Source organism: Peribacillus sp. 05N428, assembly GCF_056397085.1.
In genome coordinates this window covers 1-14,962 of sequence record NZ_JBFTMS010000067.1, presented here as the reverse complement: position 1 = coordinate 14,962, position 14,962 = coordinate 1, and the positions used below count along the sequence as shown (strand labels likewise).

Genomic DNA, 14,962 nt, shown 5'->3' with positions numbered 1-14,962 from the left:
TGATGGATATATGGCATGACTTTTTCGAGATATTTCAGATCCAGCTCAATATCTTCATACCAATGTTTTAGATAAAGTTCCCCATTACGCATGAAGTCCCCATCGTTAACTGTGATATAAGGGAAACCTCCGTTAACCCTCATGCTCACAAGTTGATCACGAACATGTTCCCATGCCTTATCGACGATTTTATAATCCTTCCCCTGCTTTTGGAAAAGGTACATATCCTCCCGCATGACAAGATCCTTCGTCAAATAATTGCGGAGAAAGGAAATATCCGATTCGATTTCCCTGACTTCGAACATCTTTTCCCGGCCAGATCCTGGCTTGACGCCGAGCCTAATCATTTCTTCGGTCGGATTATCATAGCGTTCTTCAATATCTTCAAGCACTTTCAATCCTAGATAATAAGGATTGATGCTGGTCCGTGAAGGCTGCACGACACCTGCGTTCAGTTTAGCGAATTCAATCGCTTCCCCCGAGGATAGATCCAATTCACGGATAATCCGCTGATGCCAGTAGGATGCCCAGCCCTCCTATCGCATAGGTGTTTTTTTCTTTCTTCATATATGAATTCCCGATGCAGACATAAATTAGGCACCGTCCTACCCCCTACTGTTATATATAGGATATGACCAATGTTCATATATCACAAAGGCTTTTGTTAAATAAAACAGGTTTCCCACGATTTATCGATTATAGAGGGAAAGGATGGTGAAAAATAAAACAAAACAAACAGACCAAACTTTTATGAAAGATGGCCTGTTTACAAATAGTAATGGATTAAAACTTTCATCAAAATGCTCTTTGAATAAACCATACCAAACCAAACGCTAATATAGCTACCGACGTTCCAGGGATTACAAATTTAATGGGTTTTAAGGTAATTTTTTTCATCCACAGGATTATTGGAAAGGCTAAGGATACGATTAATAGTTGTCCCAATTCAATTCCTATATTGAAAGACAACAGAGAAGTGGCCAGATGATTTCCATCTAGTCGCATTTCTGATAGGATTCCTGCAAAGCCGAAACCATGAATGAGTCCAAAACCGAAGGCAAGCCATGGATGGTGTTTGGCATCTTTATCAAAAATATTGATGAGTGCAACATAAATAATGCTTAAGGCAATGGCCGACTCTACAAACCTGCCTGGTAACTGCACAATCTCTAATGTGGCAAGAACCAAGGTTATACTATGGGCTATCGTAAAGGCTGTGACCAAGGAAAGAATGTTTTTAATCGTCTTTGCCCCAAAGAGCAAACTAATGACAAAAAGAATATGATCATAACCTGTAAAAATATGTTCTAACCCAAGCAATAAAAACTGCTTTATGTTTTGTACGAAACTAACTTCTCCAATCTCAAATTCTCTTGATTCGTACGTAAGAATCTTTTCTTGTTGTTTTCCGTCCATTTTAACGGTTGCAAAGTTTGCATGGCTTGGATCGGAGTCATCCAGGAACATGTTATAGTCAACAGTTAGCTTTTTTGGTTTATGTTCCATCATATAAGTCAGGTTAATTACAGCAAACGGGCGGTCTTTTATCATTTCAACATCTGTTTTTTTGACATTTCCAACAACTTTTACACCATCTGCATAAAGAGATATATGTGAATTTATATATTGCTGTACTGTTTTAGAGTCAATTAATTGTTTTGCATCCGTTTCTTTATTAATCGAATGCCCAAGTTCGGTTAGATCCAGTTTAAGTTCGTAATCGAGGTTTTTCTCGTTCACTTCAATGACGGAAAACCCTTCACTGTTATTACTGTGAGCATATGCTGGTGGAGATAGTAAAGAGGTAAACGAAATCATCACAAGGAACATTAAGAACCATACCCTTTTCATTGCATTCACTCCATTCCGATTGTTTCTTTCTCTGATGTTTTAGGATTATAGCAAAGACGAGGAGTAATGATGCTCCTCGCCCATTTTTTCTCTTCACATTTACTTTGTGGACTTGATAAATATTGGGTTCGAGTAGAACCAAAGATCTGTCCATGGGTTTTCTCCCTTAGGGTCTTTTTCTGGCTCTAACTGGTCTGTACTCGTTCCACGTAAACGGATATAACTATCTTTATCAACATCCTTTAACGTATAGGAAATCTCGATATATTCGCCACGTTGCTTCCAATCTTTCTCAGTAAAACGTTTGACGACTTTTGTTGTCGGATTGGCAGCGGTTGAGCGGTCTTCCACTTTTCCAGTCACCTCTCCTACAATTAAGTCGACCCGTTTTACTTTTGGTTGATCTCCATGAGAATTCGCAGCATTAGGATCTTTTATTCGAACTGTGACTGTTACATCCTTAGACTTCTTACCTGGTAATGTAAGAGTTTCCCCAATAGAGGCCGAATTTCCTTTGGATTTAGAGTACCAGCGTGATTTTCCTCCAGCTTGAGCTTTAACATCTAATTCAGAGACGAGGTCACCTGTTGCTACGAATACTTTACCATTACGAAGGCTTTCCATGATGTCTTTGTAGTCTTTCTCTGCTTTTACATACGTTTTTGAGTATTCTCCAGGCCAGAAGTCGCTTCCCCCATCACGCCAGTTAACATGCGAGTCAGAAGTAGCGGTAATCCACCAGTGTCTTCCTTCACCTAGCATGGAATCCCATAAACCGCCAACTTTAGCTGTCATTTGATCAAATCCGCCCATGGTTGGGGCGTTTTCGTTTCCATATGATCCTCGGGCACCTTTAGGGTCAAGCGAGCCGTCTGAATTGATAGCGGAAGCCTGGTGGCCAGGAGCACCTTCCATACCGATGGAAATGTTCGGCGCTGTGTCGTTCCAATTACGGAATTCCTGCGGTGTATCCTGCCCCCACTCACCATCACCTGTTGCTGAACGAGAAGGGTGATGTGCAATTTGAATTGGAGGCTCGTCCATTTGCTTCATATAGTTAAGGGCATCGATCATAGTGGATTCCGTATCTCGGCTACCATCATTTGGATACGGCTCACGCTTATTAAACTTACTTTCTATGTCATAAAGTGTTTTTGATTCATTATCACCTTTTGGAATGATAATTGAACTGTGATCGGCAGCAGGCGTATCAAATTCCATTCCATAGAACTGAAGAACTTCTGGAACTGCTTGACGAGATTTCAACAATTCAGGGTATGCTTGCTCTAAATTCACCTTGGAATGGTTCGGTCCACCATGATCAGTCGTAACCATCCAATCAAGTCCATATTTATGTGCATTTTGAGCATTTTTGACGGTTGGGTATATAGCATCTCCACCTTTGATTGGTTCAGGAGGGTTTTTGGTGTTGTCCCAGCCTACACTCCATTCACTATGAATATGATGATCCCCTGCGAGCCATGTAGCCCTATTCTGCTTTTTTTCTTCTTTTGAAAATTCTTTTGCTTGTGTTTTTTGATCATTATCCTTGATAAAAGGTTGGGTTGTAAAAGCTGTGGTTACAAGAAGTGTTGTTGCGATTAAAGGAATAGCTTTCTTCTTATCACGAGATTTCATGTTCACGTTCCTCCTATGTATATAATCAACAGTTGAATTATAAGGAACCTGTGTATGAATAAAATTAATCGATTGTAAAAATCTTGTTAATATTCCGACAATACCAGAAGGTCCCAAAGCAGAATCCTGCTAGGAACTTTTTTATTTCTAGTTGGAACACGAAGGTAAGATAGCATTGTTGGAATATTGTATGGAAAATAAATGTCATTAAAGACTAAACAATGTAAATGATAAATCCCCTAGCGATTACAAATATCACCATTTAATTCTGCCGCTTTATTTGCTAAGGTGTGGTTCTTTTTTATTTCAATAACTTCTTCTTCCATAATAAAAGAAGCAAACTATGAGTACCTTATCGTTTTACAAAACAACTCCTCTTCCTTGTCGAAACTAACGCGTTTTAATTCTGGATTAACCACAAAAATGGATTAGTTGTATGCCTTTAATTTCCATCATTCATTAGACTCACCTCAGGAGATAATAGAGTTTGTACTTTAAAAACAAAGGAGGGTTTTAAAACAAGATGAAAAGCAATTTGTGTAAGATTTTGTTTGTTCTTCTATTAATGTCGTTAACTTATCTTCCATCCGTTAAGGCAAAGGACACATCAAACCAGTGGTCAGCACATGCGAAAAATGTCATTTTCTTTGTAGGTGATGGAATGGGACCTGATCACCGTGAATTAATTCGCTTGATGTCAGCTGGTCCGCGTGGAACTATCCCCATGAATCAAATGCCATATGTTGGGCTCTCTATAACAAATTCAACATCTATCGTAACTGATTCCGCGGCTGGTGCAACAGCGTTCGCATCAGGCATAAAAACGTATAACGGTGCCATAGGCGTGGATGAAAACAAACGGCCTGTCGAAACAGTATTAGAACAAGCAAAAAAGTCAGGCAGATCAACAGGAATTGTAACAACTAGCCAAGTGACAGATGCCACTGGCGGTGCATTTGGAGCACATGTTGAGGATCGTAAACAGCAAACAGAGATTGCAAAACAATTTTTAGCTGACAACAAAGTAGATGTGATCTTAGGTGGCGGAAAAGCACATTTTGTGAAAGATGAAGTAAATCTTATAGAACAAGCAAAGAAGCAAGGATATTCTTATGCAGAGAATACCAACCAAATGAATGCCGCTACTGGTCCAAAAATCCTTGGTTTATTTGCAGAGGAGGAAATGTTTACAAAAGGACCTGAAGGACAGGGCATATATCAACCAGCTGTTTCTTTACCAGATATGACAAGAAAGGCAATTGCAACGCTATCAAAAGATCCTGACGGTTTCTTTTTAGTGGTAGAAGAGGAAGGGATTGACGAGATGGCCCATGAAAATAACGCAGATCTTGTGATTAAATCAGGAAAGCAATTAAATCGTTCGGTTGAAATTGCCAAAGAATTTGCTAAATCACATCCAAATACCCTTATAATTGTTGGTGCAGACCATGAAACAGGTGGACTTGGCATTGAGGCTGTTGATTCTGAAGACGAGTCAGGGGATCAATCACCAGAAGATGGACCGTTTACTGCCGCAAATTCCGATCAACAATTCACCGTAGATTGGACGACAAAAGAGCATACAGGTGTTTTTGTTCCGTTTACCGCCCAAGGACCTGGTGCTGAAAAAATCTCAGGAGTGTTTCAGAATACCCATATCCATGATGTACTTGTTGAGGCAATGAAATTAAAATGACAAATCAAGAAGCATGTGCACTGAGCACATGCTTTTTTGATTATTTCCGTTAGTAATGGATTTGTATAAGGTGGAACCTGGTACTTACATCCCACCCCAAGTCCCAAGGTACATGATATCGATCCGCTGTATGGGAGTTCACTAGCTGATATCCTTGGTTGTCTTTCCCTACTACAATGGAGAAATGTACAATATCACCTTTTTCTTCATAGGCGATCAAGTCCCCTGGTTGAAGCGAACTAATCAAACTCTGCCTACCCACGGACTCTGATGCTATGTCGTCATAAAAGCCACCTCCAATTTCTTTTCCATAATCACTTTTTATTAAATATTCATAAAACGAGTCTGTATGAACCCAAGATTTACTGACATTACGATTGGTATAATGCCACCCTTGATTCATCGGTAAAGCACCTGCTTCATCTGGGTCACCAAGAACTTGTGAAGCAAAATTTGTGCAATCGCCTCCCAACGGAAAGTAGTCTTTATATTTTGGATTATACATTTGACGTTTATCAGCATCCAATGCCACTAATGCATATTTATTGGCATAGGCAACAGCTTTATATCTTTTGTTAGGTTCTCCTTTGGTGATAAAAGCTGATTGATGGTTCAAAGGAAAGGATATGATGCTACGAGAACCTTGTGGAATTAACTCTGGATTATTTGCAATTGTTTCGGTATATGTTTCGCGTTCAACTATCCATTGTTCCTTGTCTCTTCTAAGAAATATCGTATGGCGTGTCCCAAGAGCAAATGATTCAATCGGGAAGGGTTGTTTTTCATAGACATACGATACACCTAACCTGTGGAATACAAGCACTTCAGCTTCGCTCGCATTTACTTTTTTATGTACGATATCGACTTTGCTTGTAGTGTCAAGCAATAAAATACCTCTCATGTGCGCCCAAGCATTTACATACATACTTCTTTTTATTTCTTTTTCAAAAGCTGAATTACTTGATGGTTCTGAAAAATCATAAAAAAAATGGATGGTATCTTGTTTCTGATTGATGAGTAATTGCGCCCGTGAATCAAACAGCTCTTTTATGAATACGTCCAATTGTTGTTCTGGTCCTTCATTTATCGCCAATACAGGCTCTCCATGAAAAAGCAGCAGAAAAACCAATAGTAAAATGTTTGTATTTCGTATAGAGATCACCTCTTCTAAGTTGTAGCTGTATACCTGTCATTCAGTTTTATTTTTTACAACTCTTTTTAATTTAATTAAGATTTCAAGCAGTTAATTTTACAACCGTTAAAAAAAGGAACCCATCAACTTGCGATTAGTTCCTTCCATAGTTCAATTTATGTTGACCATCACTCAGATAAAGACAATATTAAACCCCAAAAAAGAGGAATGATAAAGTAGAAACCAAACACCTGCAAAGATGAGGTAGCAATTCAAAAGCCTTTTTTAACCCTCCACGCCGTTTTATACATTTTTACTCACTGAATATACGAAACTCATTTGAGCTGGCTTGCAAAAAATGTACGCCATGATAATCAAACTCCAAATCAATACTATTATTGAACCGACTATCCAATTCTTCAGCTTACCGTTTTTTATCATTTCTTCTGCCTTAACCACAGTTATTACACTCTTTGGTATCACAAAAAACCTCAGCAACTGCCGAGGTTTTATAACGTAATTAAGAGTTGATTGCTTCTGAGTAAATTTTTTCATTCTTAATTCAATCGTGAATCCACCTTTTATATTGAAATTGATAGCATCAAACCCATATATAAGGCCGCAATAAAACTTATTCCGAATACGAGTCCTAAATAGGGTTTTGTCTTTCTGAAACTTACAACAATCATCGACAAAAACACGAGCGAAATTATCATTAACAAGATGGTTTGAAGAGATGGGATGAACTGTATTTGCAACGGAGCAATAATATCTCTACTTAATAACCATTCTACCCAAGGGGAGGCACCTTCTGAAATTACTGTTAAATCAATTTCATGAGGAGGCATGAGCGTCCCTAATACTCCTGTAAAATAGAAAACAATCATCAGTAAAATGGTTTCACCTATTAGCCAAGGACGTGGGTTGAAGGATGAAAGATACAATGCTTTTTTTACAAGATAGCCGTTAACAAATGCAAAAGCGATAACAGGTATGATACTTATGTGTTTAAGAAGCAGCATCTGCCCGTAAGGCAGGACCCAAGATTTCATATAATCCTGTGGTTCCACAAAAGAAATCATTATGATAAACCCACTTATTAATATGATGACTAAACAGGCAAGAGCAAATGGTGTAAACCATCGTAAAAACCTTAACCAATTGGATTGCTTCTTTGAGAACCAAGAAACATGGATGAGTATGCCTGTCCATAATGAGACAATAAGAAAATGTGTCGTGTGAGAGAACAATCCCGACCAAAATGACAACGATGCACTATGGCTAGCATAACCCACTCCAAGGAACATCAGAAATAACAATATGGCCTGTACATATTTTGATCCTTGTACATGGATGGTCATCCATAATAATGTCGCCATAAACCCGATGAACGTCCAGGCTTTTCCTACCTGAAAATCAGTAAAGGCGGACAAGGTGGCTTGTTGTAACCCAATACCTTCCTTAAAAAAGGAGATGACTTGCACAATGGGTCCTAATGTAAAAATAATAATACCAAGGGTAGAAAGAAGCAAAACAGGTTTCGGTATCCTAATCACTGGCTTTTTTTCTTCTGGTACAAATTGTAGCGCCACATGCCCCGCAAGTATGGAAAACAATATATAGTTTCCAAATTCAGCAAAAGGGATAAGCATATTTATCATTTGCGCTTCTTCCTAAACAGCAAAACTAGACCTACCCCCAAAATGACAAAAAGAAGGACGGTGACGATGGTTGTTACTGGTTTGGATGAGGGTTGATCTTCCTTTTGCACCGCTTCATTATCCTGCTGTTCATTTTCTTGTTTGTTTTCTTCTGCCTTTGGTTGTGCCGCTTCTTTTTCTTCTTTCATGTGTTCTACTTGTACACTGAATGAAACCTTGCCAGAAATGGGATGCCCATCCTCCCCTGCAATAGTCCAGTCAATGATATACGAACCATTTTCAAGAGGAGCAGAAGGTGTTCCAACCATTTTCTTGTTCTGTACCTGAACTTGAGAAAGTGAAACCTCTTCCCCATCTTTCATGAGTTTCATGGTGCTTAATTCCTCAATAGCTCCTGCAAAGTCCAGAACGATTTCATCCAGTTCCTCGGTAACCATTTGCCCTTCTTTAGGGTTGGAGGAAGAAAGTTCCGTGTGTGCATTGGCTATGGTAGGAATGGATAGGAACATACACATCAACATAAAGAGTAGCTTTCTCATTCTTATGATCTATCCTTTCTTGTTAGCTGTTATTTTTCTATACAACCCATTCATCATAACATCCTTATCCTCTATAATTTCGCAGGCGTTTCCGACAATTTTGTAAACATCATAAAAGTCCATTCCGATATCGGTCCCCATTCCTTTTAGTATGGGGCGTAATACTCTCTGACCCATCCTTATTTTTTTTCCTTTTGGCACAAACTTATCAAACACGAGAAAACTGCCATTCTTCTTTAATACCCGTACCATTTCCTTGATCGTTTTTTCCGCATCAGGTACTACCGTAAGAATTAAGTTGGCAACAATAAAGTCATATGTTTCGTTCTCAAAGTCCAATTGCTGTGCATCCATTTCTTTAAACGTTATGGATGGATCGGCATATTTCCCTTGTGCCTGTTTTAACATATCACCCGAGTAGTCAATAGCCGTAATCTCATATCCCTTATGGAGTAGGTAAGGTAGGTCCGCTCCCGTTCCAACACCGACTACAAGAACTTTACTTCCCTTGTCCAAGCTAATTTCATGAAAGATTTCTTTTCTTGCTTTTAAAAATAATCCAGCGTTAAAGACATAATCGTAAATAGGCGACCAACATTTATAAATAAATTTATTCCACTTGTTATTCATTGCTTTCCCCTCCAATCAAAATAGGCTCCCTCGATGGGAGCCCTCTATTATTTGTCTTTTAATCTGAGAAGTCGTAGGTTGTTGAGTGTGACAATTAGAGTAGCGCCCATATCTGATGAATGCTTTTTCAAGATCTTCACCCTATCGGATTGCCTTTTATCTTTAATCTTTTTTTGGTTTTTTTATCAAAAGCATGAACACGATAATCAAAGAAAAAGCTGATAATGCTAAAAATGGAATAGTGATAAAGCCAAGCCAGTTAATATATTCTGCACTACAAGGAACACCACTTACGCATGGTTTTAATTCGGCAAACCCTGGAACTTTTTGTTCGAGGTAGTGGAAAAGAGAAATACACCAACCAATTATCGCCATGGGTAATATAAATCTTTTTACCGAAGCGTCATTTTGGAAAGTACCAATTCCAAGAATTAAGGCTAATGGGTACATCAATATACGCTGATACCAACATAGTTCACAAGGAATAAACCCACGAATTTCACTAAAGTATAAACTCCCCAACGTTGCCACAACAGAAACTAACCACGCCATATAAAGAAATAACTGATTATTATTTGGCCTTCTTGCCCTTTCTTTCATCATTTACTATCCTCAAACTCTTTATCTATAAGGCTTGTAATCTTTTTATAGTCAAAGGGGTCTTCGAGCATCGTACCGTTAACCATGATACTTGGGGTAGATTGTACTTTAAACTCTTCAACTAATTTTTCATCCTTATTTACTTCTTCTAAACCCGTTTGGTTCTCTAAATCGTTTTTTAATTGTTGTACATCAATTTCAGGAATAGTCTTTGCTATTTCTAAAATTTTCTCATTTGTTATCCATAATCCGTCGTGATTCTCACTTGGTTGTGCTTTAAATAACTCTTTATGGAATATCCAATAACTTTCTGGGTTTTGTTTATAAACTGCTTCTCCAGCCAATGAACCTAGTTTGGATTCATCCCCATGAAATAACACATTGATATACGAAAACTTCACTTTGCCCGTGTCTACATAATCACTCATTAATTGTGGATAAATGGTTTCCCCCCAGGCTTTACAAGAAGGGCATTTAAAATCACCGAATTCCACTACTGTTATCGGAGCATCAGCTTCACCTAAAGTAGGTTGACCTTCTATTGGTGGCTGTTTATCATACGTTGTTTCACTATTTGATTTAGATTTCATATTGTTAACGATGACTAATGCAGCCAATAAAACAAATACGGCTAATGTTAGAATTACTGCAATTTTAAATGGTGGATTTTTACTTTTCATCATCCTTACACCTCTTTGAAATTATTTTCTAAACTTATAATCTTATTGGATACTTAACTAACAGTTAAATAACTTCTTTCGAAAATCAAACCAGTCCCCAACATTAAAACATCCTTTGATCCGTTTATTTCTGGACGATAATGCCTTGGCAAAAAGATATAAAAGAAAGCTACCTGTTAGAAGGGAAAGCAAAGAAATAATAATGCCTCACTAATTTCACCCAAGACGATCATTTTTCACTTTTTCCTCCTCATTAACCACAAAAAACTGCCTATAACGATAAATAATAAAACACCTATGGTTAATGGTATTATGTAAGACTGCATTTTATTTTGTTCAGTTTCATGTTTTGCTGGCGTAATTACTTCTTTTTCTTTAACTTGTGCAGTCTCTTTCTTTTGCTCTTTCGAAGGAGTTTCAGCCATAGGATCATTAACAGTGAAAGAAAAATGACCATCTATCGGATGTCCATCTCCCCCTATTATCGTCCAGTTAACTTTATAATCTCCGTTCTCTAAAGGCTGAAAGAAAGTAGCCCACATTTCATCGTCTTCGATTACGAAATTCCCAAGTGGAATAGATTCTCCGTTTGAATTTAAAACATTGATTTTACTTGTCTGTTCAACTTTCGTTCCAAAAATTAAAGTTACCTCTTGAATGGGTTGTGCTATTACTTCACCCTCTTTAGGTGTTGACTCTTTCAATGAAGTGTGTGCGAATGCTTGATTAGAACATAAAAAGTACAGGATCAAAAATAATACTGAAACCTTTTTAGTCATTCAATGAACTCCTTTTCATTAATTATGTAATCATTTAACATTGTTTGACACACATATTAGGTATTGCTAATATGATAATAACAAAACACATTAGCCCTGTCTAATATGTTCGGAGGTAAATATATGCAAAATATTGATATCGATATGAAGGTTAAACTAATCCATGGATTTTCAAATAAAACAAGGATTCAAATCCTCGAATGTATAAAAATTCAAGAAAAAACGGTTTCCCAAATTGTAGAAGAGATTAGCGGTAATCAATCTAATATTTCTCAACATCTTGCGTGTTTAAAAGGTTGTGGAATTATTGTGGGGAGGAATGAAGGAAAATACAGCTATTACAGTTTACGAAATCAACATATACGGGATTTATTAACGATGTTTGATACAGTTCTTGGAGATGTTCAAAATGATGTTGCATGTTGCGATCGTCATATCGATTAGGGGTGATTTAAATTGGATGACCAATGTTGTGGCTCAAATAAAATGAATGAAAATAAAAAGGAAAATGGTTGTAGCGCGTCTGATGAATCCATTGCAAAACTAGAGAATTCAAGTTGTTGTTCAAGTAACAATATTTCAGTAAATGGTAATAATCCATTACCTATTTTAATTCAAGTAAAAAATAATTGTTGTAGCAGTAATTCATCAAAGGAAACCGTTAATGAACAAGAAAAAATAAGCTGTTGTAGCCCTTCCCCAACAAGTGACAATAAGCAAAAAACTAATGCTTGTTGTAACAGTGAAACAACAGAAGAGAAAATTACCTTGAAAACAAACTGTTGTAGTAGTAATGATCAACAGACAAAAGATACAATCTCGAATTCTCTTCCTCCTTGCGAGAAGATGGCATATAGAGTTCATGGAATGGATTGTCCTGCTTGTGCAAAAACCATTGAAAAAGGTTTAAGCACATTAAAGGATATAGCTGAAGTAAAAGTTAATTACAGCACAGCGAAAATGCAAGTTGCTGCCACTAACGCTGATGCCTTTATCCCGATTGAGAGTGAAATCGAAAAACTTGGATTTTCTATTGAACCTTTAAATCAAAATGGGAATATCAAAACATTTGAAATTGAAGGAATGGATTGTGGTAGTTGTGCTAAGAGCATTGAAAACCACTTAAATACCCTTCCATCGGTTAAAAATGTCAGCGTTAATTTCTCGACTGGAAAAATGAAAATCGAACATTCCAATAGTGTTGAAGATATTATGACCGAAGTTTCTAAAATCGGTTTTAAAGCTTCCTTACCATCAAAAAACCAGTCGATACAGACCCATAAAAATAAAAACGAAAATGGTTTAGTCATCTTATCTGGTGTACTAATCGCTCTTGGCTTTATCGGTTCATTTAATGGAGTTTCTACCACGATGTCCTCAATACTGTACGCCATTGCAATGGTGATAAGTGGGGCTAAGCCAGTTAAAAGTGCATTCTATGCAATAAAAAGTCGTTCACTGGATATGAATGTCCTCATGTCTGTTGCGGCTATTGGAGCTGCACTAATCGGTGAATGGCTTGAAGGCGCTACCGTTGTTTGGTTATTTGCAATCGGCAATTTACTACAAACAAAATCAATTGAACGAACAAGGAATTCGATTCGTAATCTTATGGATTTAGCTCCCCCTGAAGCTTGGATCTATGTAGGCTCAGAAATCATCAAAAAACCAGTTGAAGAAATAAATGTCGGTGATATTATCTTTGTCAAACCAGGCGATAAAATTCCATTAGACGGTGAAATCATTCAAGGTGAATCAAGTGTAAATCAGGCACCCATTACAGGAGAATCCATTCCTATCGATAAGAATATTGGTGATACAGTATACGCAGGAACCATAAATGAAAATGGTTCTCTTGAGATTAGGGTCACTAAGTTAGTGGAAGATACGACTATATCAAAAATTATTCACTTAGTTGAAGAAGCACAAGAACAAAAAGCACCAACAGAAGCATTTGTAGATAAGTTTGCAAGTATATATACACCTGTTGTATTTATTTTAGCATTGGCAGTAATGGTTGTACCTTCACTACTTGGATTTGGCACTTGGGGCGAGTGGTTTTATAAAGGACTTGAAATACTTGTTGTAGCTTGTCCTTGTGCTTTAGTCATTTCTACTCCTGTTGCGATCGTATCAGCTATTGGAAACGCCGCAAAGAACGGAATATTAATTAAGGGCGGAACGTTTTTAGAAAAAGCAGGTGCCATCACGGCCATTGCATTTGATAAAACAGGAACTTTAACGGAAGGAAAGCCTCAAGTATCAGAAATTAAGTCGATAAACGTATCAGAAGAAACATTACTGTCCATAGCATTAACACTAGAAGGTTTCTCAACACATCCTATTGCCAAATCGATTGTTCGTTACGGCAACGAAAAAGGAATCCAACCTAAAAATGGTGAGTTATACAAAAGTATTGTAGGAAAAGGTGTTCAAGCAACAATTCAAGGAGATATTTTTTACGCAGGTAATCTAAAGCTATTCGAAGAAATGAATGTAGATTTAGAGGATATAAAAAAACATATTCATGAAATACAGAACAAAGGGAAAACAGTAGTTATAATAGGGACACAAACTCAAGTTATCGGAGTTATTGCTGTTTCAGATACAATACGGGACACTTCAGCATCAGCTTTAGAAGCATTAAAACAAAGTGGAGTTAATCAAACGGTTATGTTGACTGGAGATAATGAAGGAACCGCTAAAATGATTGCTTTTGAAGCGAATGTTAATCGTTATTTCGCGGACTTATTGCCAGAGGATAAAGTAGATGCCATAAAGAAATTACAAAATGAAGGTCATAAGGTGGCCATGGTTGGCGACGGTATTAATGATGCGCCAGCACTTGCAACAGCAGATTTAGGTATTGCTATGGGTGGTGCAGGAACTGATACCGCGATGGAAACAGCTGATATTGTTTTAATGGCTGATAACCTTGATAAATTATCCCATACAATGAAGTTAAGTAAAAAAGCTTTAACGATTATTAAACAAAATATTTGGTTCTCTATCATTATTAAAGTCCTTGCGTTAGTATTCATCTTCCCAGGTTGGCTTACACTATGGATAGCTGTGTTAAGTGATACAGGTGCAGCCTTAATTGTTATTTTAAATGCCATGAGATTGTTAAAATTTAAAGAATAGATATTTATGAGATGTTTCTTGATAAGAGATATCTCATTTTTTTACAATAATAATATTTTTAAAAAAACTGCCTTAAAGACAGGTTCGATATTAAGCTAACGAACCGTTAACCATCCACAAATAGCATTTGTTATAACTTCAATTAAAATTATTGCATCCAAATTCAGGCTACTACGTCAATGGTTTTCCTTCACCATCCCTTTTTTAATATCCCAAGTAGTAGTACAACATAGGGAAGACTTCAGCATTCGACCATTAAGTTATTTCAGAGAACGCACGACGGATTCCATTTCAAACTCATTATTCATTGTATTGAAGATTTAATTTAAGTAATTTGCATTTATTTGACCAAATTCAATTTTATTAGGGATGTTTAACAGGCATAACCTCCAACCCAATATTTGTTTTTCACAGTAATTTATCGATAGACATGACATCGACATATTCCCTGATTTTTAACTTGAAACAAGAAAACTGCCGAGTGACCGGCAGTTTTATCAACTTTATAAATATTTCCGGTGAATGCCTTTTCCATCATAAGAAAACAGGACTTCTTTTCCTTCTATGACTGATTCCATATGCACGGAGCGGCCCCAAAGCTGATGGATATAT

The 14,962-nt window shown here is 37.2% G+C and carries 12 protein-coding genes and 2 pseudogenes; 3 read left to right on the top strand and 11 right to left on the bottom strand.

The window, feature by feature from the left end:
- The 3 genes and pseudogenes from AC1DIV_RS28390 to AC1DIV_RS28380 form a co-directional block, all read right to left on the bottom strand.
- Window positions 1–536: pseudogene (locus AC1DIV_RS28390) on the bottom strand (SpoVR family protein); the annotation flags it as partial.
- Between the two features lie 259 nt (window positions 537–795).
- Window positions 796–1,851 carry a HupE/UreJ family protein gene (locus AC1DIV_RS28385; RefSeq protein ID WP_340874898.1) on the bottom strand — a complete coding sequence of 352 codons (1,056 nt, stop codon included), beginning with the start codon at window positions 1,849–1,851 and terminating at the stop codon, window positions 796–798.
- Window positions 1,852–1,950: 99 nt separating this feature from the next.
- Window positions 1,951–3,489, bottom strand: a complete 1,539-nt coding sequence (locus tag AC1DIV_RS28380; RefSeq protein WP_340874895.1) for a phosphoesterase — start codon at window positions 3,487–3,489, stop codon at window positions 1,951–1,953.
- 523 nt (window positions 3,490–4,012) lie between these two features.
- Between AC1DIV_RS28380 and AC1DIV_RS28375 the strand changes: the two genes are divergently transcribed.
- A complete protein-coding gene (locus AC1DIV_RS28375; RefSeq protein WP_477577875.1) occupies window positions 4,013–5,185 on the top strand; it encodes an alkaline phosphatase in 1,173 nt (390 codons plus the stop codon).
- 49 nt (window positions 5,186–5,234) lie between these two features.
- Here the strand turns inward: AC1DIV_RS28375 and AC1DIV_RS28370 are convergent, their stop codons facing one another.
- The 7 genes from AC1DIV_RS28370 to AC1DIV_RS28340 form a co-directional block, all read right to left on the bottom strand.
- A complete protein-coding gene (locus AC1DIV_RS28370) occupies window positions 5,235–6,278 on the bottom strand; it encodes an amidase domain-containing protein (RefSeq protein WP_477577874.1) in 1,044 nt (347 codons plus the stop codon).
- A gap of 620 nt (window positions 6,279–6,898) precedes the next feature.
- Window positions 6,899–7,978, bottom strand: coding sequence for a copper resistance D family protein (locus AC1DIV_RS28365; protein ID WP_477577873.1), 1,080 nt, complete (start codon window positions 7,976–7,978; stop codon window positions 6,899–6,901).
- Window positions 7,975–8,517: a copper resistance CopC family protein gene (locus AC1DIV_RS28360; protein WP_477577872.1), complete on the bottom strand. Its 543-nt coding sequence runs from the start codon at window positions 8,515–8,517 to the stop codon at window positions 7,975–7,977. The genes AC1DIV_RS28365 and AC1DIV_RS28360 overlap by 4 nt, the downstream gene beginning before the upstream one ends.
- 9 nt (window positions 8,518–8,526) lie before the next feature.
- Window positions 8,527–9,147: a class I SAM-dependent methyltransferase gene (locus AC1DIV_RS28355; protein ID WP_477577871.1), complete on the bottom strand. Its 621-nt coding sequence runs from the start codon at window positions 9,145–9,147 to the stop codon at window positions 8,527–8,529.
- 162 nt (window positions 9,148–9,309) lie between these two features.
- Entirely contained in the window at window positions 9,310–9,747 is a 438-nt protein-coding gene (locus tag AC1DIV_RS28350; protein WP_477577876.1) for a disulfide oxidoreductase, read from the bottom strand.
- Window positions 9,747–10,430 (bottom strand): DsbA family protein, encoded by a 684-nt coding sequence (locus AC1DIV_RS28345; protein WP_477577870.1) that lies wholly within the window; start codon window positions 10,428–10,430, stop codon window positions 9,747–9,749. The genes AC1DIV_RS28350 and AC1DIV_RS28345 overlap by 1 nt, the downstream gene beginning before the upstream one ends.
- A 233-nt stretch (window positions 10,431–10,663) precedes the next feature.
- On the bottom strand, window positions 10,664–11,206 hold the full coding sequence (locus AC1DIV_RS28340; protein WP_340874883.1) for a copper resistance CopC family protein: 543 nt from the start codon (window positions 11,204–11,206) through the stop codon (window positions 10,664–10,666).
- A gap of 123 nt (window positions 11,207–11,329) precedes the next feature.
- Between AC1DIV_RS28340 and AC1DIV_RS28335 the strand changes: the two genes are divergently transcribed.
- Together AC1DIV_RS28335 and AC1DIV_RS28330 are read left to right on the top strand one after the other, a co-directional pair.
- A complete protein-coding gene (locus tag AC1DIV_RS28335; RefSeq protein ID WP_340874881.1) occupies window positions 11,330–11,650 on the top strand; it encodes an ArsR/SmtB family transcription factor in 321 nt (106 codons plus the stop codon).
- A 42-nt stretch (window positions 11,651–11,692) separates the two neighbouring features.
- Window positions 11,693–14,350, top strand: a complete 2,658-nt coding sequence (locus AC1DIV_RS28330) for a heavy metal translocating P-type ATPase (RefSeq protein ID WP_340878456.1) — start codon at window positions 11,693–11,695, stop codon at window positions 14,348–14,350.
- A 503-nt stretch (window positions 14,351–14,853) separates the two neighbouring features.
- Here AC1DIV_RS28330 and AC1DIV_RS28325 read toward each other — a convergent pair.
- Window positions 14,854–14,962 (bottom strand): annotated as a pseudogene (locus AC1DIV_RS28325) (SpoVR family protein); the annotation flags it as partial.